Origin of the sequence: Pseudoalteromonas sp. MMG024 (genome assembly GCF_021654175.1) — a bacterium.
In the GTDB taxonomy this organism is placed as follows: Bacteria; Pseudomonadota; Gammaproteobacteria; order Enterobacterales; family Alteromonadaceae; genus Pseudoalteromonas.
Map to the genome: position 1 here is coordinate 40,796 of NZ_JAKFZO010000018.1, position 21,704 is coordinate 62,499.

General features: G+C 41.3%; 16 protein-coding genes and 5 tRNA genes. 6 read left to right on the forward strand and 15 right to left on the reverse strand.

Annotated features, from left to right (window positions below; translation table 11 throughout):
- Positions 1-1,809, reverse strand: a complete 1,809-nt coding sequence (locus tag L1068_RS16375; RefSeq protein ID WP_237131107.1) for a hypothetical protein — start codon at positions 1,807-1,809, stop codon at positions 1-3.
- Between the two features lie 283 nt (positions 1,810-2,092).
- Here L1068_RS16375 and L1068_RS16380 point away from each other — a divergent pair, with 283 nt between their 5' ends.
- The 4 genes from L1068_RS16380 to L1068_RS16395 all read left to right on the forward strand — a co-directional run bounded on the left by L1068_RS16380 (position 2,093) and on the right by L1068_RS16395 (position 5,292).
- Positions 2,093-2,686, forward strand: a complete 594-nt coding sequence (locus tag L1068_RS16380; RefSeq protein ID WP_237131108.1) for a DUF2726 domain-containing protein — start codon at positions 2,093-2,095, stop codon at positions 2,684-2,686.
- 133 nt (positions 2,687-2,819) lie between these two features.
- Positions 2,820-3,530, forward strand: coding sequence for a 5'-methylthioadenosine/S-adenosylhomocysteine nucleosidase (mtnN, locus tag L1068_RS16385; RefSeq protein WP_237131109.1), 711 nt, complete (start codon positions 2,820-2,822; stop codon positions 3,528-3,530).
- Positions 3,531-4,484, forward strand: a complete 954-nt coding sequence (locus L1068_RS16390) for a cobalamin biosynthesis protein (RefSeq protein WP_237131110.1) — start codon at positions 3,531-3,533, stop codon at positions 4,482-4,484.
- Positions 4,462-5,292 carry a cobalamin-binding protein gene (locus L1068_RS16395; RefSeq protein ID WP_237131111.1) on the forward strand — a complete coding sequence of 277 codons (831 nt, stop codon included), beginning with the start codon at positions 4,462-4,464 and terminating at the stop codon, positions 5,290-5,292. Before L1068_RS16390 ends, L1068_RS16395 begins: the two co-directional genes overlap by 23 nt.
- Here the strand turns inward: L1068_RS16395 and L1068_RS16400 are convergent.
- Together L1068_RS16400 and tyrS are read right to left on the reverse strand one after the other, a co-directional pair.
- Positions 5,289-5,795 carry a methylated-DNA--[protein]-cysteine S-methyltransferase gene (locus L1068_RS16400; protein ID WP_237131112.1) on the reverse strand — a complete coding sequence of 169 codons (507 nt, stop codon included), beginning with the start codon at positions 5,793-5,795 and terminating at the stop codon, positions 5,289-5,291. The two genes, L1068_RS16395 and L1068_RS16400, sit on opposite strands and share 4 nt — an antisense overlap.
- Before the next feature lie 29 nt (positions 5,796-5,824).
- Positions 5,825-7,024, reverse strand: a complete 1,200-nt coding sequence (tyrS, locus tag L1068_RS16405; RefSeq protein WP_237131113.1) for a tyrosine--tRNA ligase — start codon at positions 7,022-7,024, stop codon at positions 5,825-5,827.
- 187 nt (positions 7,025-7,211) lie between these two features.
- Between tyrS and L1068_RS16410 the strand changes: the two genes are divergently transcribed.
- Both L1068_RS16410 and L1068_RS16415 read left to right on the forward strand, forming a co-directional pair.
- Entirely contained in the window at positions 7,212-8,528 is a 1,317-nt protein-coding gene (locus L1068_RS16410; protein WP_237131114.1) for a peptidoglycan DD-metalloendopeptidase family protein, read from the forward strand.
- 80 nt (positions 8,529-8,608) lie between these two features.
- Complete coding sequence (locus L1068_RS16415) at positions 8,609-10,804, forward strand: DUF6351 family protein (protein WP_237131115.1); 2,196 nt, start codon at positions 8,609-8,611, stop codon at positions 10,802-10,804.
- Positions 10,805-11,016: 212 nt separating this feature from the next.
- On the opposite strand, the gene L1068_RS16420 is transcribed toward L1068_RS16415, so the two are convergent.
- The 12 genes from L1068_RS16420 to alaS all read right to left on the reverse strand — a co-directional run bounded on the left by L1068_RS16420 (position 11,017) and on the right by alaS (position 21,702).
- Positions 11,017-12,147, reverse strand: a complete 1,131-nt coding sequence (locus L1068_RS16420; RefSeq protein ID WP_237131116.1) for a sodium ion-translocating decarboxylase subunit beta — start codon at positions 12,145-12,147, stop codon at positions 11,017-11,019.
- 16 nt (positions 12,148-12,163) lie between these two features.
- The gene (gene oadA / locus L1068_RS16425; RefSeq protein WP_237131117.1) at positions 12,164-13,954 is read right to left on the reverse strand and encodes a sodium-extruding oxaloacetate decarboxylase subunit alpha; all 1,791 of its coding nucleotides are present in this window, start codon (positions 13,952-13,954) and stop codon (positions 12,164-12,166) included.
- 17 nt (positions 13,955-13,971) lie between these two features.
- Positions 13,972-14,208 carry an OadG family transporter subunit gene (locus tag L1068_RS16430; RefSeq protein ID WP_237131118.1) on the reverse strand — a complete coding sequence of 79 codons (237 nt, stop codon included), beginning with the start codon at positions 14,206-14,208 and terminating at the stop codon, positions 13,972-13,974.
- A 664-nt stretch (positions 14,209-14,872) separates the two neighbouring features.
- Positions 14,873-14,949 (reverse strand) — tRNA-Arg (locus L1068_RS16435).
- A 102-nt stretch (positions 14,950-15,051) separates the two neighbouring features.
- Positions 15,052-15,128: transfer RNA gene (locus L1068_RS16440), tRNA-Arg, on the reverse strand.
- A gap of 59 nt (positions 15,129-15,187) precedes the next feature.
- Positions 15,188-15,264 (reverse strand) — tRNA-Arg (locus L1068_RS16445).
- 59 nt (positions 15,265-15,323) lie between these two features.
- A tRNA-Arg gene (locus L1068_RS16450) sits at positions 15,324-15,400 on the reverse strand.
- Between the two features lie 10 nt (positions 15,401-15,410).
- Positions 15,411-15,503 (reverse strand) — tRNA-Ser (locus L1068_RS16455).
- A 169-nt stretch (positions 15,504-15,672) separates the two neighbouring features.
- A complete protein-coding gene (locus L1068_RS16460) occupies positions 15,673-17,493 on the reverse strand; it encodes a DUF885 domain-containing protein (protein ID WP_237131119.1) in 1,821 nt (606 codons plus the stop codon).
- A 117-nt stretch (positions 17,494-17,610) separates the two neighbouring features.
- Positions 17,611-17,802: a carbon storage regulator CsrA gene (csrA, locus tag L1068_RS16465; protein ID WP_010559600.1), complete on the reverse strand. Its 192-nt coding sequence runs from the start codon at positions 17,800-17,802 to the stop codon at positions 17,611-17,613.
- An 82-nt stretch (positions 17,803-17,884) separates the two neighbouring features.
- A complete protein-coding gene (locus tag L1068_RS16470) occupies positions 17,885-19,099 on the reverse strand; it encodes an aspartate kinase (RefSeq protein WP_237131120.1) in 1,215 nt (404 codons plus the stop codon).
- A 2-nt stretch (positions 19,100-19,101) separates the two neighbouring features.
- Positions 19,102-21,702: an alanine--tRNA ligase gene (gene alaS / locus L1068_RS16475; RefSeq protein WP_237131121.1), complete on the reverse strand. Its 2,601-nt coding sequence runs from the start codon at positions 21,700-21,702 to the stop codon at positions 19,102-19,104.
- Positions 21,703-21,704: the final 2 nt, after the last annotated feature.

The following is a 21,704-nucleotide window of genomic DNA, read 5'->3' on the forward strand; positions in this document are numbered from 1 at the left end:
TTATAGGTTTGGTGAAACCGTCAGCTTATTTGCAACTTGCGAAAGCGAACATACTCTAAACTCACCGCCACGTACTTTAGCTACGCCTAAGCGTGCCAATGCTGAACTGCTTTGTGCAATTGATAAACTAACGTCTTGCTCATTAATTCGGTCGTTACCAAGTGCCTGCTTAGCACCTGTTTGACACATCATTTCGTTCAACTTGAAGAAGTTGTTACGAGATAGTGCCTGTGCTGAAGTTACTTGTGGCTGAGACCCATTTAACTGAGTTGCATACTTCCAACTTGGGAACTCCACCGAAACGCCACCGCTGCGCATTGCAATATGATCACCATGTGTAAAGTAGTGACTTGTAAACTCGCGTACACCACCTTCATTATTCTCTCTGTTTACTTCAAACAACCACATACCGCCTGAGCCAATCACTTCTAGCTCAAGGTTATTATCTTGATTGGTAACAACGACAGCTGTTTTATCATCTAAACCAAATATACGCTGATTATCACTAAATAATGCAGCATGTAGACCGCGTAATTGTTTACCGCGTTTCGATACTTGAGTGTCAACAATACCAAACGGTAGTAATGGTAGAATTGGTGATTCAACAACTGTAAAGTCACGTTCGCTTTCAAGTGCAATACAATCAGCACCTAAGCTACATGCGTCATGGCCAGATGCGAAAGACATAGGCACAATCGTATTAATTTCATTAACAGCGCCCGCCAAAATGCTAAGTGGTTTTCTAGCATTGGTGATCGCATTTACACTGCCACCTTCAACCGCAACTAACACTTCATTTTTATTAAACATATCAATGATTTTTGTAAGCGATTCACTTGGTGCACCGGTTGGCGTGTAAAACGCGTGGTAACTTAATAGCGGGCTACCATCAGCAATATAAATCGCATCCATTCGCTTGATTGTGTCAATTAATGGCGACGACTTTTTGCATTCGCTTACTTGCTGACGATATAAATCTGGGTAAAGTACTTCACGGCGAAAGCTCGCTAAACGCTTTATTTGGAACTCTTCTAGGCTATCGCAAGACGACTTTTCATATTCTTTTGCCGTAATCGCCGTTTGCATTGCTGCATCAATTGGCAACCAGGTCGCTTCAAAACCAATTTGTTCAAACAACCCTAGATAATAGTCAACGCGTGCATAAGGGTCGCGATCTGTGCCTGTTACTACAGCAATACGCGGTTTGCGCTTAGGACCTGAAATTTCAACACTTAAATCAAATAACTTTTGGTAAGCAAGTGTTGCCTCTAAGTTTGTGCTTTGCGCCCAGTTAACTTCGGTTTTTTTGCGTTTAGAGCGACTTTCAGCCTGCTTTTGCTCTAACAAATCGAATAAGTTGCGCTTTTCAAATTCGTACAAACTTTGCCAAATATCACGACCTGAAACCGTCTCTGTGCCGACTTCAATTGATACACCACGCAGCGCTCTTACAAACTGGCGCTCAGTTAGTGTTTTGTTCTCAAACTTAGGTTTTACCGCTTTTAGAATATCAGCAACTTGTTTCTTTAACTCGTCTTGTTCAGTCCAAGCATACTCAGAAACCCGTAACAGTGCTTCATCGGTAATATCAAAAATTGCTTTTTGTTTTACATCATCGGAAAACGATTCTTTACCTTCTTTCGTACAGAAACGTTGATTTTCACTGGAACAAACCTTAAGGTCGTCTGAGAGAATAAGCAATGTGTTAGCCGAAACAGCCGCCACGGGTGTGAACGCAACAAAAGAAGCTGCGATTATTGAACTAACAAAAGTTTGTACGTTTTTACTAAACGTGTTTTTATTTGTCATTTTAAACAAGCAAAGTCGAGCCAAGCGCATAAGTAACACCATTTATTGTTATTTTATTGCGTCAATCTAGATACCGAACAGAGCGAGTCGGCAAACCCCAAATTCGAATGAGCACAACGGAATCTTGAATTTTACCCAGTATCTGCGCGAGTAACAAGTAGTAGCGCTGTTAAGCCAACAAAATTCCCATAAAACCCAATCGATGTAGTAATAAAGTTTTGGCACTTTTATTGCTTAATTCATTTTAAAAAAGTTTGCGTCAAAGTTTTGATTTGGAGTATCTATGGAACTTGTTTCGTTATTAATTCTAGTGTTAGTGGTTATGGCGGCATTTGTTGCGTCAAAATTTACCCATTCGGGAAATCCTTACCCGTTTACACAAAAAAAATCGTTATTTACTCAGGTAGAAACGGCGTTTTTAAATTTGCTGGAAAAAGCGATTGGCTCTGACTACAAAATTGTAAGTCGCGTTAGGTTGGTTGATGTTTTAGATTTTCAACCGGGCACCGATGACAAGTCGCGTCGCAGTGCACTTGCTAAAGCGCAAAATAAACAGCTTGATTACGTATTATTGGATAAAGAAAGCCTGAAGATTGTTGCAGCAATCGATTTAGTCAATAATGCCAGTAAAAATGGTCACAAAGCCAAAAAAGACTGGTTTGTAAATGGCGCGTTAGAATCTGCCGGAGTACCGCTTATTCGCATAAAAGTAAAAACGGGTTACAAGCCACAGGAAGTGAGACAGGCCATTTTATTTAAATTGGGTAAACAAGTAACCAATTCTAAACCACCTATTCGAAAAGCAACCAGTAAACCCACGGCAGTGTTGTCTCCGTCACAGGTTAAATCGCAGTCAACGGCTCTGGCACAAGTTTAATTTTTAGAGCGTGTTATTCTTTACCCGCTAAAAACCCGCATGTTGCGGGTTTTATTTTGTCTGTGAATTTATTAGTAACCTAGCTATAATTCCGCCATATTTTATTTATTCCCTATAAATAGGCGTAACCATTATGAAAATCGGTATTATTGGCGCAATGGAGCCAGAAGTAGCTATTTTAAAAGCTGCGATTGAAAACACTAAAATTACTGAGCGCGGTAGCTTCACGTTTTACCAAGGTCAACTTGCTGATCAAGACGTTATTTTAGTTCAATCTGGTATTGGTAAAGTCGCTTCGGCACTCGCTACTACGCTAATGATTGAGTTGTTCGCACCAGATTGCATTATCAACACTGGCTCTGCGGGTGGTTTTGAGCAAAGCCTAAACGTTGGCGATGTGGTTATTTCAAGTGAAGTGCGTCATCACGATGTTGATGTTACTGCTTTTGGTTATGAAATGGGTCAAGTACCACAAATGCCACCAGCGTTTATTGCTCATAAAACACTTGTAGAAAGTGCTGAAAAAGCGATTGCTGAAATGTCGAAAGGCATTAAAACAATGGTTGGCCAAATTTGTACCGGTGATTCATTTATGTGTGATCCTGTGCGCATTGACAAAACACGCGAACAATTTCCAAATATGTTAGCGGTTGAAATGGAAGGTGCAGCAATTGCACAAGTATGTCATCAACTAAATACACCATTTGTAGTGATTCGCTCGCTGTCAGATATTGCTGGTAAAGAATCACCAGAATCATTCGAGTCTTATTTAGTGAAAGCATCAGAAAACTCATCAGAGATGGTGATTGCACTGTTAAAAAATCTAAAGCAGGTCTCTCTGTAAGTGGCATTTGAGCTGCCATTTTTTTCAACCAGCGCATGGCAAACAATATTGCTTGCGCTGGTTAGCTCACTATTAGTTATCCCCTCGCAGTATCACCCTACTCCGCTTTTTCGCCTACTGATAAGCAAAATGGCTGGGCGTATTTATGATGCAAACGCATCGAAGGTTTACGCATCCTTTTCTTCCTTATTACTAAGTTGTTTAATTGTGGGCTGCGTCGCAATGTTGGCGATTGGCATCACAAGCTTTGCCCAATACCCCGTTGCGTTAGAGTTGTTAATCTTATTTTTACTGATCAACAATCCTTACACTAACGCTAAATTAAAACGCGCAGCATGGCTATTAACACAACAACAAAAGCCTGTGGTACGTGATATTTTAAGCCAGTTTTTACGTCGTGATAGCAAAAACTTATCAGAGTCTGGATTAATAAAGACAATTATTGAACACCAAAGTTTAAGCTATTTTCGCCACTTCTTTTTGCCACTTATTCTTTATTACTGCTTGGGTTTTAACGCAGCACTTATTTATTGCCTATTTTTACATTGTGCCAATGTGTTTTCTAAAACCGCGCCACCAGATAGCCAGTTCAGTAGTGCAACCAACGCCGTTATTTATTACTTAGAATTTTTACCTATTAGGCTTTTTTGCTTGCCTTTACTGCTTAAACCTAAAACCCAAGCTTTTCGCTACTTAGCGCTATTTGTAGATAATGGTTATCAAAAAAACTCGTGTTTTTTGCTTGCTTGTCTTAGTGGTTATCTTAGCGTACAACTTGGTGGCCCTGCTTTTTACTCTGGTAAGCGCTATAGCAAAACACGCATCGGACCTAAAACACTGCCACAGCAAAAAGCAATTAAACAAGCGAAAAACGCACTGATGTTTGCTAGTGCATTTTGGCTTTGCCTTATTCTTTTCTTGGAAATTATTTATGTCGCGACTAACCATCTCTAAGCTTATATTTGTTTTTACTTTATTGTTAAGCTTGCCGATTTCAGCAACGCCTAAACGCATTGCATCACTTGCCCCCCATTTAACGGAATGGACATACTCGCTAGGATTAGGTGAAAATATTGTCGCCGTAAGCAGTTACAGTGATTTTCCTGAAGATGCCAAAAATCACCCTGAAATAGCCGATGCTAATGGTATTAACTTAGCTAAGTTAGTTGAGTTAAACCCTCATCTTGTACTAGTTTGGCGCTCTAACGCTAAACTTGGCCAAATTGAGAAAATGAAAAAGCTGGGTTTAAAAGTGTTTATCTCCAACCCACATACTTTAGAAGATATAGAAAACGAAGTGCTTGCGCTGGGCGAAACATTAAACGCCAAAAATAAAGCTATTAACTACACATCACAATTTAAACGTGAGATTAGCGAGTTAAAAACGCGCTATCAAAAAGAAAAGCCTGCCACTGCATTTTTTCAACTCTGGCATACACCGCTTATGACAGCCAATAAACATACTTTGGTTAATCAAATTTTTGACATCTGCGGCCTAAGCAATGTATTTGCCGACAGCTCGGTTAATTACCCAACCGTCAATAAAGAGCAGGTCATGTTAAAACAGCCTGAATTTATTGTGATTTCAGAGATGGATGAAGACAACACACAAGCAAAAATTTGGCGTGATATGAATTCAATTCCAGCGGTTAAAAAAGGTCAAATAATAAAACTCAACCCAGATCACTTGCACCGCTACACCAATCGAGTGCTTATTGCAGCAAATGAGTTATGTGAAAAGGTCAGCGCCTTTCAAAACTAACTAAGCCCTTCAATTTCGAGTAATCGCTTTTTCGCAGCTAAACCACCGGCGTAACCCGTTAGTTTGCCATTGCTACCAATAATACGGTGGCATGGCACAATTATCGAAATTGCGTTAGCACCGTTGGCATTCGCAACTGCTCGCACGGCACTTGGCATATTAAGCTTTGTTGCCAATTCACCGTAGCTTTGCGTTTGACCATAGTCAATTGCTTGTAACCCCTGCCAAACTAACTTTTGAAAGTGAGTACCTACCAGCTTTAAAGGAGTTGAAAACTGTGTTAATTCACCTGCAAAATAAGCTTCTAGTTGATTTATAGTCTGCTGGTTAAGATCACTGTTTGCGCAAACAAACTCTGCGTTTAACCCTTTAACTAAGCGGCTATCAACAGCACTGCGGGCTTTTCGCTCTTGCCAATCACACAAACATAATTGCTCATCAATCGAGCCTATTATTAATTTGCCTACTGGGCTTAAATATTCGGTCGTTAGTATTTTAGACATATAAAAAAGCCCACTTTCGTGGGCTCTAATTAATTAACAGTTACTTTAGCGAACTTACGCTTACCAACTTGATAAACTTCCGTTGTGCCAGCTTCAATCAACATTTTGCTGTCTGAAACTTTTTCTTTCGCGTTAATCTTTACCGCACCTTGTTTGATCATGCGAATTGCTTCTGATGTGCTCGCCACTAGGCCTACTTCTTTTAGTAAGCTTGCAATGGTTAGTTCGCCATCTGCAGTGATCGTTACTTCTGGAATATCATCCGGCAACGCATTCTTTTGGAAACGCTTAATGAAATCTTGGTGCGCACCTTCAGCTGCTTCTTCTGAATGGAAGCGTGCAATCATCTCTTTCGCGAATTCAATTTTGATATCACGTGGATTTGTGCCATTTGCTACCTTTTCTTTCAGTGCATCAATTTCTTCAATGCTTAATGCGCTAAGTAGCTCGTAGTAACGCCACATTAGATCATCTGAAATCGACATTACTTTACCAAACATATCATTTGGCTCATCAGTAATACCAATATAGTTACCTAATGACTTAGACATCTTTTGAACGCCGTCTGTACCTTCAAGTAAAGGCATCATTAATACGGTTTGTGGTTTTTGACCTTCGTCTTTTTGTAGCTCACGACCCATTAGTAAGTTAAAACGCTGGTCGGTACCACCGAGTTCAACATCTGCTGCTAATGCAACTGAATCCCAACCTTGTACTAATGGGTATAGGAATTCATGAATTGCAATTGACTGACCGCCTGCATAACGCTTTTTGAAATCGTCACGCTCTAACATACGAGCAACCGTTTGACGCGCAGCTAGTTTAATCATACCTGCTGCACCTAGGTTTTCCATCCACTGTGAGTTGAATGCAACCGTAGTTTTCGCAGGATCTAAAATTTTAAATACTTGCTCTTTGTATGTTTCAGCATTAGCAAGTACATCATCACGAGTAAGTGGCTTACGCGTTACATTTTTACCTGTAGGGTCACCAATCATACCTGTGAAATCACCAATCAAAAAGATAACTTGGTGACCTAAGTCTTGGAAAGTTTTCATTTTATTGATTAACACAGTATGGCCTAAATGAAGATCCGGTGCCGTTGGATCGAAGCCTGCTTTGATTTTTAATTTTTTACCTGACTTTAATTTTTCAATTAACTCATCTTCAATCAGGATCTCTTCAGCGCCACGCTTTATTTCTGCTAACGCTGCTTGGATATCAGCCATGTATTTCTCCATTCGAAAAAGCACGTTGTCGCACTTTTGCAAAAAATTCATTTTTTAATATAACAATTTCTTGATTCTACCCTATATTTTGGTCACTTTAAATGCACAAAACACTGGCGCTACAGGTGATATAAGGTTATTCTGATTTTATTCACTTTTATTTAATTAATGTAGCAAAAGGCACATTATGGTTTTGCAAGTACAAAAACTACCGAAAAAACATAAATTGTTGCTCGCTGGGGTAGTTACATTTATTTCCGCATTGGTGCTGCTACCCTCTGAGAAGGCGAGCGCATCAAGGCATACAAATCATGATGCGCTAGAAATCGGCAAGCGTTATGAATTAGCAATTGAAGTAGAAAAGTTAGAACAAGAAGCTGTTACCGCCAAAGCAGAAGAGGTGTTGCCAGAAGTAACTCTTAATTTTAAAGAGTTCAAAGTTAAAAAAGGCGATAACCTAGCTAAAATATTTAAACGCGCAGGTTTTTCAGCTTCCACACTTCATAAAATAGTTAATGCCAACAAACTCAATAAACAGTTAACTAAAATTCACCCTGGTGACTCATTATTTTTCGCAGCTAACGAAAACAACGAACTAATTCAGTTAAACTATCAAATTAGCCGCACAGAAACTTTGGTCGTTAAACTTAATGACGATCAAACCATTAGCTCTAGCCTAGACAAAAAAGCAATTGAAAAACGCACTGATTACGCGTCGGGCACGATTGATTCGAGTTTTTGGAACGCAGGTCTTAGCGCTGGACTAAATGAAAAGCAAATTATTAGCTTTGCCAATATTTTTGGTTGGGATATCGACTTTGCCAACGATCTTCGTAAAGGCGATGCATTCACTTTGATCTATGAAAACCACTACGTTGATGGTGAGTTTATTGGTACCGGTAAAATTCTTGCCGCTGAATTCGTTAACCAAGGCGAAAGCTATGCCGCGGTGCGTCATAGCGATGATAATTTCTATACTCCTGAAGGGCGTAGCTTACGGAAAGCATTTTTACGCGCTCCTGTTAACTTTAGATATATTAGCTCGAACTTCAACCCACGTCGCAAGCATCCTGTTACAGGCCGTGTTAAAGCGCACCGCGGTATCGATTACGCAGCGAAAACTGGCACACCAGTTGTTGCAGCGGGTAACGGTACTGTGATTAAAGCGGGTTACAATAAATACAATGGTAACTATGTATTTATTCGCCATGGTCAACAATATGTGACTAAGTACTTACACCTGCATAAACGCAAGGTAAAACGTGGCGAAAAAGTTAAACAAGGTGAGCTAATAGGTACTGTTGGGGCAACCGGTCGGGTTACTGGCGCTCACTTACATTATGAATTTTTAGTTAACGGTGTACACCGTAACCCCCGAACAGTTAAGTTACCAAAGGCACAATCACTGCCTAAATCTGAACTTGCTAATTTCAGGCCATACGCGCAAGAGATGCTTGTAAGTTTACAGAAAAACAGAGAGTTACAACTCGCATTAGCAAAATAGAATAATAAGGCACCTAACGGTGCCTTATTCGTTCTAACAGAGCAAAAATCTTCTGCCTATACTTAATGCAGGAGGTAGTTATGTTGTTACTTGTGCTTGTTAAACGCTTAATGCTGATCACCTTTTGCTCTTTATTGTTAACGTGTACGCCTGTGCCCCATTCACAGTTTCGCGTACTGAATACCGCTCCAGAACAGCAAGCTAATCGCATCAATGTCACCAACCACCTTCGCACAACCCCACGCCCAGCTGATAATACTCAATACCCTATTGCGCTCGGTGATGTTGGGCCGATAGAGCCTCTTTACGCCGGTAACAATCGTTATCCATTCTCATGTGATACTGTTCGCTCAGGGCTTGGACAGCCCTTAGTCGATAATCAACAAGCGCTCGGCACTGCGGTTTTCAGAGAAAACTCAGACGGTAGCTTAAGCAACACCGTTATTGGCTACAGCAAAGACTGTTTAGTGCCCTCAACATTGCGCTACTTTGTAGTGAACTTAAACGGCGAAAGTGAAGAAATTACCGATTCTTCATCCCTTGATAAACATCAATTCGATAGCAACCAGCAACTCATCAGGTTAGAGCAAGGCACGATAAATCGACATATTTATACCATTGCAATGCCAATCAAAAAAACGGAATTTAACACTTGGCGAACGAGTTCTCTTTGGAACAAAAAGCTTATTTATCAATTCGCTGGCGGTGTTGGTATTGGCTTTCGTCAAGGCAAAGTGAATCCTAAAAAACTATTAAAACGGCGCTTTGGGCAACTACATAACGGCTATGCAGTGATCACCTCAAGCGCCAACAAAACCAGTTATACTTATAATATGCTGCTTGCCGAAGACACTGCATGGCGGGTAAAAAAACAATTTGAAGCACTTTATGGCAAACCCATTTACACCGTTGGAATTGGTGGCTCGGGTGGCGGTTTGGCACAGTATTTAATTGCACAAAATAGCCCTGGTTTAATAGATGCCGCCATACCGCTCTATTCCTACCCCGATATGGTGTCACAAACGATTTATGCTCTTGATTGTGACTTATTCAATACCTATTACCACTTTAAAAGTGATTTAGCTAACTGGGATAACAGTGACAAAAAACGTGCAATTGAAGGCCTAAACAATGCCGAGATTGAGCATAAATCATGGTTTTATACGCCAATAAATCAATTTCTCACAGGTAAGGCGTTTTATCGCCCTAAAATATATAGCGAGTGTGTGCATGGCTACTTTGGACTAAGCAGTCTTGTTAATAATCCCGCGCAAGGCTTTCTAAAGCCTTTATTTAGCCAAACGGTTAATCACCAAACTAACTGGAGTTATTGGCAAGATTTGGCCTTAATAACACAGACACCTAATGCTGCAACAAGTGCACCCGCTCTTTGGGATAACCAAGGGGTTCAATATGGCTTAAATGGCCTTAAACAAGGCAGCTTATCAGCAACTGACTTTTTGCATTTAAACTATCATATTGGTGGGTGGAAAGCACAAACAGAGCAGCGCCCTGAACAACTACTGTTTTTTCCATTTGTAAAAACCCCTATTTGGCTTACACAGTGGAGTCGGCACAATATCTATGTTGCAGGCAAAAAACCAGCCAAGCGTACGGTGGCGAACCTAGCTGCTGTAAGACAAGCTTATCGCTATGGTCAAGTGTATTTGGGATTTAACAGCATACCTACAATTGATATTCATCACTACCTCGAAGATCAGCTTGATATGCATCATATCTCTACGTCATTTGCCGCGCGACTTAGAATCTTAAAACAACAAGGGCATCTTAAAAACCACCGTATTTGGATTGCTGATAAGCACTACACACCGCTCAATGAAGCTTTTTCTGTTATTGATAAATGGCTGAGTACTCAGCAAGCACCTGATGATTCAAGCGACCGCTGTTTTAATAAGTCGGGTGAGATAATCGCGCAAGGTGAAAATGTATGGCACGGAGACTGGAATAATCAGCCAGCAGGTGCATGTACAAAACATTTTCCCATTTATACTAATTCACGAATTCAAGCCGGTGGGCCATTTTCTGGTAGTATTTTTAAATGTCAGCGTATAGCTGTAGAAACAGCGGTAGCAAACGGAGTCTATGCACCCATTGATATGACGCCCTACCTTGCTGAACTAAAGCGCACTTTTCCCGATGGTGTGTGTGATTACGATAAACCTGATTTAGGTAATCCGTTTAACGTACTAAGTGATAAATCAGGCTTACCACCATTGAAATCATCACAAGTGGCCAAATCCAACGGGCGATCTTAGCCGTTTGCTGATCAGAAAAGCGTACACCTGATTTCTCAATTAGGGGAATAATCACGATTAACGCCACGAAAAGTGCAATCAACAAAATAAAAACATTCATTAAAACAATCCAATGTATAAGCTTTATAAGTGATTGTACCGAGAAAATTGAAGATAAAAAAGCGGCCGAATTAACGGCCGCAAAATGAGCTGGTTGAGCTCTACGATGAAACTTATCCCACCATGGCAAGTAATATACCGGCAGCAACTGCACTGCCTAATACGCCTGCCACATTTGGACCCATTGCATGCATTAGTAAAAAGTTATGTGGGTTTGCTTCTAAACCAACTTTATTCACGACACGTGCAGCCATTGGTACTGCTGATACTCCTGCCGCGCCAACTAATGGATTGATAGGTGTTTTGCTTAGTTTATTCATTGCCTTTGCCATCAGAACGCCTGAACCCGTCCCAATACCAAACGCCACCGCACCAAGTGCTAAGATACCTAAGGTTTCAACCGTTAAAAACTGATCAGCCGCAAGCTTTGAACCAACAGCCAAGCCAAGGAATATCGTGGTAATATTAATCAGCTCGTTTTGCGCGGTTTTACTTAAACGATCCACCACACCTGACTCACGCATTAAATTACCTAAGCAGAACATACCCACAAGTGGTGCAGCTGCTGGCAAGAACATGGCAATAAGCACTAGCACCAATAATGGAAATATCACTTTTTCCGCTTTGCTAACGTGGCGTAACTGTGGCATTTCAATATTGCGTTCTTCTTCTGTGGTAAACAGCTTCATAATTGGCGGCTGAATAATCGGCACTAACGCCATATAAGAATACGCAGCAACAGCAATTGCACCCAATAGATCAGGGGCAAGCTTAGACGCTAAGAAAATAGCTGTTGGACCATCTGCACCACCAATAATGGCAATTGCCGATGCATCTTGTAGCGTAAATTCAAAACCTGGAATGTAGTTTAAGAAAATTGCGCCAAATAATGTGGCAAAAATTCCAAATTGTGCCGCTGCGCCTAACAGCAGCATTTTAGGGTTAGCAATCAATGCACTAAAGTCCGTAAGCGCGCCTACGCCCATAAAAATAAGCAGTGGGAACACCCCTGAATCAATACCAATTTTATACACGTAGTACAACAATCCACCGGCTTCTGATAAACCAGCTAGCGGAATGTTGGTTAAGATTGCCCCAAAGCCAATTGGCACCAATAACAATGGCTCAAAGTTGCGCACAATTGCAAGATATAGCAACAGTGCGCCAACCAGCATCATAATCAGCTGAGGAAATTCTAAGTTGGCAATGCCAGTGGCTTGCCATAAGGTTATTAAGCTTTCCATTACAACTCCCCAACCTTTACGCTAACGACAATAAAGGTTCGCCAGTTGCAACTGAATCCCCTTCAGATACAAATATTTCTGCGATAGTGCCATCTTTAGCTGCGCGAACTTCAGTTTCCATTTTCATGGCTTCCATAATGATCACAACATCGCCTTTCGCCACTTGTTGACCAGGCTTGGCATTCACTTTAAAAATATTGCCAGACAGCGGTGAATTTAGCGTTTCGGCAGCATCAACAGAGGTTGATTGCGGTAATACATCAGTATGTTGGCTCGATGCACTTGGTGCTGGCTGAATATTGGTAAGTTCACCACTTGGGGCAACACTCACTGCATACACTTTGCCATCAACACTGATGCTGTAATGCTCTGTTTTACCACTTGGTTTTGGGGCAGGTACCTGCTCAGTAGGCAGTGGCTCATTACTTGGTGCTGGCTCAAATGCCTCAGGATTATTGCGATTTTTTAGATATTTCAGACCAATTTGCGGGAATAGTGCATACGTTAATACATCATCAATCACATCATCGGCTAAATCTAATTTATCTTTTTGTGCAATTTCATCAAGCTCTTGCTCTAATTTGCTGAGTTCTGGTTCAATTTGATCTGCAGGACGACACGTTATTGGCTCTACACCATCAAGTACACGCTCTTGCAATTCTTTATTTACAGGCGCAGGCGTAGAACCGTATTCGCCTTTAAGCACGCCAGCTGTCTCTTTGGTGATTGACTTGTAACGTTCACCGGTTAAGACATTTAATACAGCTTGGGTACCAACAATTTGCGATGTAGGTGTAACAAGCGGTAAAAAGCCAAGGTCTTCACGCACTTTAGGAATTTCCAACAATACATCGTCTAACTTATCGTCAGCACCTTGTTCTTTAAGCTGGTTTTCCATATTTGTTAACATGCCACCTGGCACTTGCGCTAACAAAATACGACCATCAACACCTTTTAGACTACCTTCGAACTTAGCGTATTTTTTACGTACTTCTCTGAAATAGGCTGCAATTTCTTCCAGTAAGTTCATATCAAGGCCGGTTGCACGGTCAGTATTCTCTACGATAGATACAATCGTTTCAGTAGCGCTGTGACCATAGGTCATACTCATACTTGAAATTGCGGTATCAAGCATATCAATACCAGCATCAATTGCTTTTTGATACGTTGCGGTGCTTAGTCCGGTAGTTGCATGACATTGCATTGCGATTGGTACAGCAACTGTTTCTTTTAAGCCGGTAATTAGTTTTTCTGCATCGTATGGATTAAGCAAACCCGCCATATCTTTAATACAAATAGAGTGAACGCCTAAATCTTCCAATTGTTTTGCTTGATCAAGCCACATTTGTAGATTGTGCACAGGACTAACTGTGTATGAGATTGTACCTTGTGCATGTGCTCCTACTTTTACCGCTGACTTAATAGCGGTTTCTAGATTACGCACATCATTCATTGCATCAAAAATACGAAAAACGTCGACACCGTTTTTATGTGCTCGTTCAACAAAACGTTCTACCACATCATCAGCATAATGACGGTAACCTAATAAGTTTTGACCACGAAGCAACATTTGCTGTTTGGTATTCGGCATTGCCGCTTTTAACGCACGAATACGGTGCCAAGGATCTTCACCTAAATAACGAATACAGGCGTCAAACGTCGCCCCGCCCCACGATTCCATTGACCAATAGCCGACTTTATCTAGCTTTTCAGCAATTGGTAACATATCTTCTAAGCGTAAACGGGTCGCGAGTAATGACTGGTGTGCATCGCGCAGTACTAATTCGGTTAATTTTAGTTGTGACATGATTTGGCCCCTTCTTATTATTGCTTTTCGCGGTATTGCTTAACTGCCGCGGCAATCGCAGCTATGTGGCTTGTTGGTACTTGATTCCCAGATAATTTAACTGGATTTGGCGTTACCTCAGGCGTTTGAAAATTCGCAAGTACTTTAGACATTGCTTTGATGGTAAAGATCAGTATCGTCAAAAAGACAAATACCACCACCATACCTGTTAACATTAAAACAGCCGCCTCTAACAGCAATCCTGATACGTCCATTTCCCACCTCAATCAAGAATTTTTAGTTAAATATTTTCAATAACTATTCAAAATTGGTAATCAATATTGATCACTTAAACTCAGTTGTCAATTGGTAAAACCAATTCACAACACTATACATTATTAAACAGTCCATTAACAATAGGCTAAAAAGATGACGAACATGAGCTTATTTCATGACTTATTTTGCCCCATGATTAGTCAAGCTTAACTAGCTAGGCAATACAAATTAAACACCTAGCGTTATAATCAAATCAATCTAATCGGAATGAGTTATTCTAGACATAACACATGAAATTGGTAAGACCAATTTTTACATTCTAACTTATACTGTTCGATAAGAATGGTTATTCAAGTTTAAAAGTACACTTTACGTTAACGTAAAATAACAATGAAAAGCGTTTGAAAATAGGCAATTTAGCCTGATACGCTTGTGGCTGGACTGAGATTTGAGATTTGAGATTTGAGATTTGAGATTTGAGATTTGAGATTTGAGATTTGAGATTTGAGATTTGAGATTTGAGAAAGAGAATAACTGAATTTCACATCTCGGCAACCATTCCAAGTTGGTTAGTGCTCCTAAACTCGAACTAGGTATAAATAAGTAGTGAATTTTAGGCACAAAAAAACCGACTCTCGTCGGTTGATGTCACTTCAAAAGAAGTGGCGGACGCGGGAGGATTCGAACCTCCGACCGCCTGGTTCGTAGCCAGGTACTCTATCCAGCTGAGCTACGCGTCCACTATATGCTTTAGTTTTTACATCTCACTCTGATGTTTGTTTCTATTAAATAATAGAGACAAAAAAACCGACTTGTGTCGGTTGATGTCACTTCAAAAGAAGTGGCGGACGCGGGAGGATTCGAACCTCCGACCGCCTGGTTCGTAGCCAGGTACTCTATCCAGCTGAGCTACGCGTCCGCGATATTTCTAATTTTACATCTTAGTCGATGACTATTTATTTAACCACTTTAGTAAGGTGGCGGACGCGGGAGGATTCGAACCTCCGACCGCCTGGTTCGTAGCCAGGTACTCTATCCAGCTGAGCTACGCGTCCGTGATATTTCTAACTTTACATCTTAGCCGATGACTATATATTTAACCACTTTAGTAAAGTGGCGGACGCGGGAGGATTCGAACCTCCGACCGCCTGGTTCGTAGCCAGGTACTCTATCCAGCTGAGCTACGCGTCCGTACAAGACATGGCGGAGAAGGAGGGATTCGAACCCTCGATAGGGCTACAAACCCTATACTCCCTTAGCAGGGGAGCGCCTTCGGCCACTCGGCCACCTCTCCGTCTTGTGGATGCGTATATTAAAGCCTATTGAAAATAAGTCAAACAATTTTAGTCATATTTTTTCTGTTCGTTCACAGAATATGCAGTTTGCTTATTTTTGTAGCTAAGGCGGCTATAATATACAAGTTTTTGTATTAAGTAGCAGCCGAAACTGCTACTTAAATTTGCCTATTTTACACTTTCAATCCAGCTATCTAGTTTAGCTTCTAGAATTGGCATTGGTAGTGCACCATCAATTAGAATTTGTGTATGGAACGCTTTAATATCAAATTTATCGCCAAGCGCTGCTTTTGCTTTTTCACGAAGCTCGCGGATTTTAAATTCACCCAACTTATATGATAACGCTTGACCAGGCCAACCGATATAACGCTCAACTTCTGAAATAATGTCACTTTCAGCCATAGATGAATTTGCTTTCATGTATTCAATACCCTGCTCACGTGTCCAACCTTTGGCATGAAAACCGGTATCTAATACTAGGCGCATCGCACGTAATTGCTCATCAACTAAGCGTCCGTACCACATGTAAGGGTCAGTAAATAAACCAAGCTCTTTACCTAAACTTTCCGCATACAGTGCCCAGCCTTCAGCAAACACAGTGTAGCCACCAAACTTTCTAAAGCGTGGCAAACCTTCTACTTCTTGTTGTAATGCAATTTGGAAATGGTGGCCAGGCGCTGCCTCGTGAATAGAGAGCGTTTCAAGTAAAAACTTAGGCTGCGCTTTTAGGTTATGTGTATTAATGTAAAACACACCCGGTCTTGAACCATCTGGTGCTGGTGCTTGGTAAGAAGCACCCGCAGCAGACGCCGCTCTAAATGCTTCTACTGGTTTAACTACGTAATCTGCCTTAGGCGCTATATCGAACAGTTTAGGTAGCTTAGCATCAATCTTAACTTTTACATCTTCATACGCTTTTACAAGGTCTTCAGGCTTATCATAGTAGAATTCATCGCTATCACGTAAATGAACAAAAAATGCGGCTAAATCACCTTCAAAGCCAACTGCTTCTTTTACGCCTTTCATTTCATTTAAAATGCGCTCTACTTCACTCAAACCAATTTCGTGAATTTCATCGGCATTTAAATCAAGCGTGGTGTGTTGCTTAATTAAGAACTCATACCAAGCTTTACCATTTGGTAAGTTTGCATAGCCTACTTTCTCGTTTGCAGCTGGAATGTATTCTTGCTCTAAGAATTTAGCCATTTTTGCGTATGCTGGTACCAACGTGTTCAGAATAAGCGCTTGATAGTCTTCTTCGATTTGCGCTTTATCTTTTGCAGAAATACTGTCTGGCATTTCAGCCACAGGCATCCAAAAAACACTTTGCGTATGATCCGTTACAACGTGCGCTTGAAATTGTGGCAGTAACTTTTTGGCTAATACTTGCGGCAAAGTCACATTTTGCTTCATACCTTCGCGCATATTTGCTTCAACACTTTCAAGCCAAGTTACAAATCCATTTGCACGGCCAATAAAATCGTCAAACTGGGCTTTAGTAGAAAACGGTTGCGCACTTTTGCCCGAGCCAAGGCTTGCAAAGGTATTATGCTGACCCGCCATTTGGTCAATGGGAATTAAGTAACTTGGAAATTGCTCCGCTTCAAGTGATAGTGCTAAATCACGCTTGAAAATTTGATAACTTAGTAGGTCTTGCCCTGTTAGTTTTGATGCGTCAATTTCAGCAAGTTTAGCCTGATACTTTTTAGTAAATGCAGTGGCTTTTGCTCTATTCTCTGCATTAATTGCCGGGCTCCACTGATTATTGTACTGAGACTCACCGACATAAGTACCTGACACAGGTGAGAATGCTAACGCTTCATCAAAGTAAGTTTCTACCAGTTGATTTAGTTTTTGATTTTCTGAAATTTGAGCTGATTGCTCTGCTGCCGGTTGTTCGACTGATGTTTTTTGTGTAGTTGTTTGCGTATCCATACAGCCTGTTAGTGCAAGGCCTACAGCAAACGCGAGAGAAGTTTGTTTGATCATAGCGTTCTGTCTGATTGTTAAAATTGTATACATCATATCAGCCCACAAGGCTCTGACAATACAATAAAAACAAAAAAAGCCAGCATAAAATGCTGGCTCTTAAAATTCTGCTTTAAACTATTCGTTGCCTGGTTCAGCACCTGCTTTCTCAGCTTGAATACGCATATAAATTTCTTCACGATGTACTGAAACATCTTTTGGTGCATTAACACCGATACGTACTTGATTTCCTTTTACGCCAAGTACAGTAACTGTAACTTCATCCCCAATCATTAGGGTTTCACCTACGCGACGAGTCAAAATTAGCATTCTTTGCTCCTAAATATCCAAAGTTTAAAGATTCCGTATCAATTCCATTTTACATGAATATTATTCAAAAAGTTAGAAACTTTTACTGGTCTAAAGAAAAAGCACTATGTAAAGCTCTAACTCCCAATTCTAGGTACTTCTGATCTACTAAAACTGAGATTTTTATCTCTGACGTTGAAATAAGTTGAACGTTAATATTTTCATTCGCTAATGCGCGAAATAGCCTTCCTGCTACCCCAGCATTAGATTTCATTCCTATGCCAACTATAGAAATCTTAGCAACAGTTTCATTAACTGTAACTGAATCCGCATTAAGAGTTGTAAGATTTTGTTTAATTAACTTTTCTGCCAACTGCGAATCGACTGCATGTACAGTTAAAGCATAGCCGACTTTATCGCCTTTGCAGGAAAAATTACTGATCATGTCAATTTCTATATTATTATCAGAGAATACTTCTAATAATTCAGCGAGTTGTTCAGGCGTATTATCCAAATTATGCACTTTAATTAGTACTTCATCTTTACTAAACGCGATACCTGAAACTACTTTAGAATTCATAGGGTTTTCCTCATAACTAATCAGTGTTCCGTGATCCGGCTCAAATGTTGAAAGCACACGTAAAGGTAGGTTATGCCTACCAGCAGCTTCCACTGAACGAATTTGCAGTACTTTTGCACCTAAGCTAGCAAGCTCCAGCATTTCTTCAAAGGTAACGTAATCCATTCGTTTCGCCTTTGGCTCAACTCGTGGGTCGGTTGTATAAACACCATTTACATCAGTATAAATTTGGCATTCATCAGCGTTAATTGCTCCTGCCACTTCTACCGCTGTGGTATCCGTGCCTCCGCGGCCAAGCGTGGTGATATTTCCTTCAATGTCACGCCCTTGAAACCCCGCAAGGATCACTATGCGACCTTGCTCGAGTTCTTGATTCAAACGCTTTGGCGGGATCATCTGAATACGGGCTTTACCAAATAGATTATCCGTCATAATACCTGCTTGATCAGCCAATAAGCTAATTGCAGAATGACCGCGTTTGATAATCGCCATGGCAAGAAGCGCCACTGAAACTTGTTCACCGGCAGTTAGCAGTACATCGAGTTCGCGAGAACTTGGACTGGAGTCAATTTGATTTGCGAGGTTAATTAAACGGTTGGTTTCGCCAGACATTGCCGACACCACAACGACAATTTGATGCCCTTGCTGTTTAGAACGTACAACAAGGTCAGCGACAGCTTCAATACGCTCTATAGAACCAACTGAAGTGCCGCCAAATTTTTTAACTAATAACGCCAAGTTTAAGCGCGCTCACTCACCCAAGCGTTTACACTTTCAAGTGCCGAGCTTAAGTTTTCAGGTTGTGAACCGCCGGCTTGTGCCATATCTGGACGACCGCCACCTTTACCGCCAACTTGCGATGCCATGTGGTTTACAAGCTCACCCGCTTTGAACTGACCTGTTAAGTCTTTTGTTACACCCGCAATTAGGCTTACTTTGTCGCCATTGGCAACACCTAACGCGATAATGCCAGAACCGAGTTTGTTCTTAAGATCATCAACCATGCCACGTAGCGCTTTAGACTCAGTACCTTCAACGTTAGCAACAAGTAACTTAACACCATTAACGTCTACAGCCGCATCAAGTAATGACGCACCCGCAGCGCTGGTAAGTTTATCGTTAAGTTGCGCGATTTCTTTTTCAAGACCTTTCGCACGCTCAACTAGCGCAGACACTTTATCTAACACATTGTTGCCATCGCCTTTCACTAACGCAGCAATTGCAGACAGGGTTTCAGCTTGTTTGTTAATATATGCAACGGCACCTTCACCTGTCACCGCTTCAATACGACGTACACCAGCTGCAATACCACCTTCCGACACAATCTTAAATAGACCGATGTCGCCGGTGCGCTTAACGTGCGTACCACCACATAGCTCAATTGAGAAATCACCAATGCTCACTACGCGTACTTCATCGTCGTATTTTTCACCGAATAATGCCATCGCGCCTTTATCTTTCGCAGCGTCAATTGCCATTAACTCAGTATTTAGATCGATGTTTTTACGGATCTCTAGGTTCACCATATCTTCGATGCGTTGTAACTCTTCTTTAGTTACTGCTTCAAAGTGTGAAAAGTCAAAACGTAAACGCTCAGGATCATTTAATGAGCCTTTTTGTGTTACATGATCGCCAAGCACAACACGAAGCGCTTCGTGTAATAAGTGCGTTGCAGTGTGGTTTTTCTTGGTGTTATCACGACGCGATGCATCAACTTGCGCATCTACGCGATCATTGATACCAATGCGGCCAACTACTTTACCTTTGTGCGCAAATGCATTACCAAGCTTAGTCGTGTCTTCAACAATAAATTCGCCATTAGCAACTTTTAAAATACCTGTGTCGCCAACCTGACCACCACTTTCAGCATAGAAAGGTGTGCGGTCGAGTACAACAATACCTTGCTGACCATCTTCTAATACAGATACGGCATCTGCACCGTTAAATAGCTCAACCACAGTACCTGTGTACTGCTCGCTATCGTAGCCTTTAAATTCAGTGGTTTTCTCTGACTTTAATTGGTCGTTGTAATCAGCGCCAAATTTACCAGCTTGTTGCGCTTGTTTACGTTGTACTTCCATTGCATCTTGGAAGCCACGCTCATCAATTGTCATAAAGCGTTCACGCGCAACGTCAGCGGTTAAATCAGCTGGGAAACCATAAGTATCGTAAAGCTTAAATACAAGATCACCTGGGATCACGTCGCCTTTAAGATCTTTTAAGCTTTCTTCTAGAATTGCTAGACCACGGTCAAGGGTTTTACCGAATTGCTCTTCTTCAATACGCAGTACTTTTTCGATAATAGCTTGTTGCTTGATTAGCTCTGGGTACGCTTCACCCATTTCAGTTGCAAGCGCCGCAACTAGCTTATGGAAGAAAGTTTCAGTTGCACCTAACTTATTACCGTGACGCACTGCACGACGAATAATACGGCGTAATACGTAACCTCGACCTTCGTTTGATGGCATCACACCATCGGCAATTAAAAACGCACACGAACGAATATGGTCTGCAATAACGCGTAATGATTTATCTTCTAAATCTTGCGCATTAGTAACCGCAGCCGCTGCTTTAATTAAATTTTGGAAAATATCGATTTCGTAGTTTGAATGAACGCCCTGCATAATCGCAGAGATACGCTCAAGGCCCATACCTGTATCAACAGATTGGCTCGGTAATGGTTCCATTGTACCGTCAGCGTGACGGTTGTATTGCATAAATACTAGGTTCCAGATTTCGATAAAACGGTCACCGTCTTCTTCTGGACTGCCCGGAGGACCACCCCAAATTTCTTCACCGTGATCGTAGAAAATTTCAGAACATGGACCACACGGGCCTGTATCACCCATCGACCAGAAATTATCAGCCGTATCGATGCGAATAATCTTGTCTTCAGCAAGTCCCATCTCTTTGTGCCAGATATCAAACGCTTCATCATCGGTGTGATAAACCGTTACTAACAGCTTCTCTTTCGGTAACTTGATTACATCCGTTAAGAACTGCCATGCAAACTTAATTGCATCTTGCTTAAAGTAGTTGCCAAAGCTGAAGTTACCCAGCATTTCAAAGAAGGTATGGTGACGTGCAGTATAACCTACATTTTCTAAATCATTGTGCTTACCACCGGCACGTACACAGCGCTGTGAACTAGTTGCACGGTTGTATGGACGGCGCTCACCGCCTAGAAATACATCTTTAAACTGCACCATACCGGCATTGGTAAATAGTAAAGTAGGATCGTTACCTGGTACCAATGAACTTGATGGCACCACTTGGTGTTGTTCTGATGCGAAATAATTTAGAAACGCGTTGCGGATTTCCGCGGTCGTCATATGCTGCATGC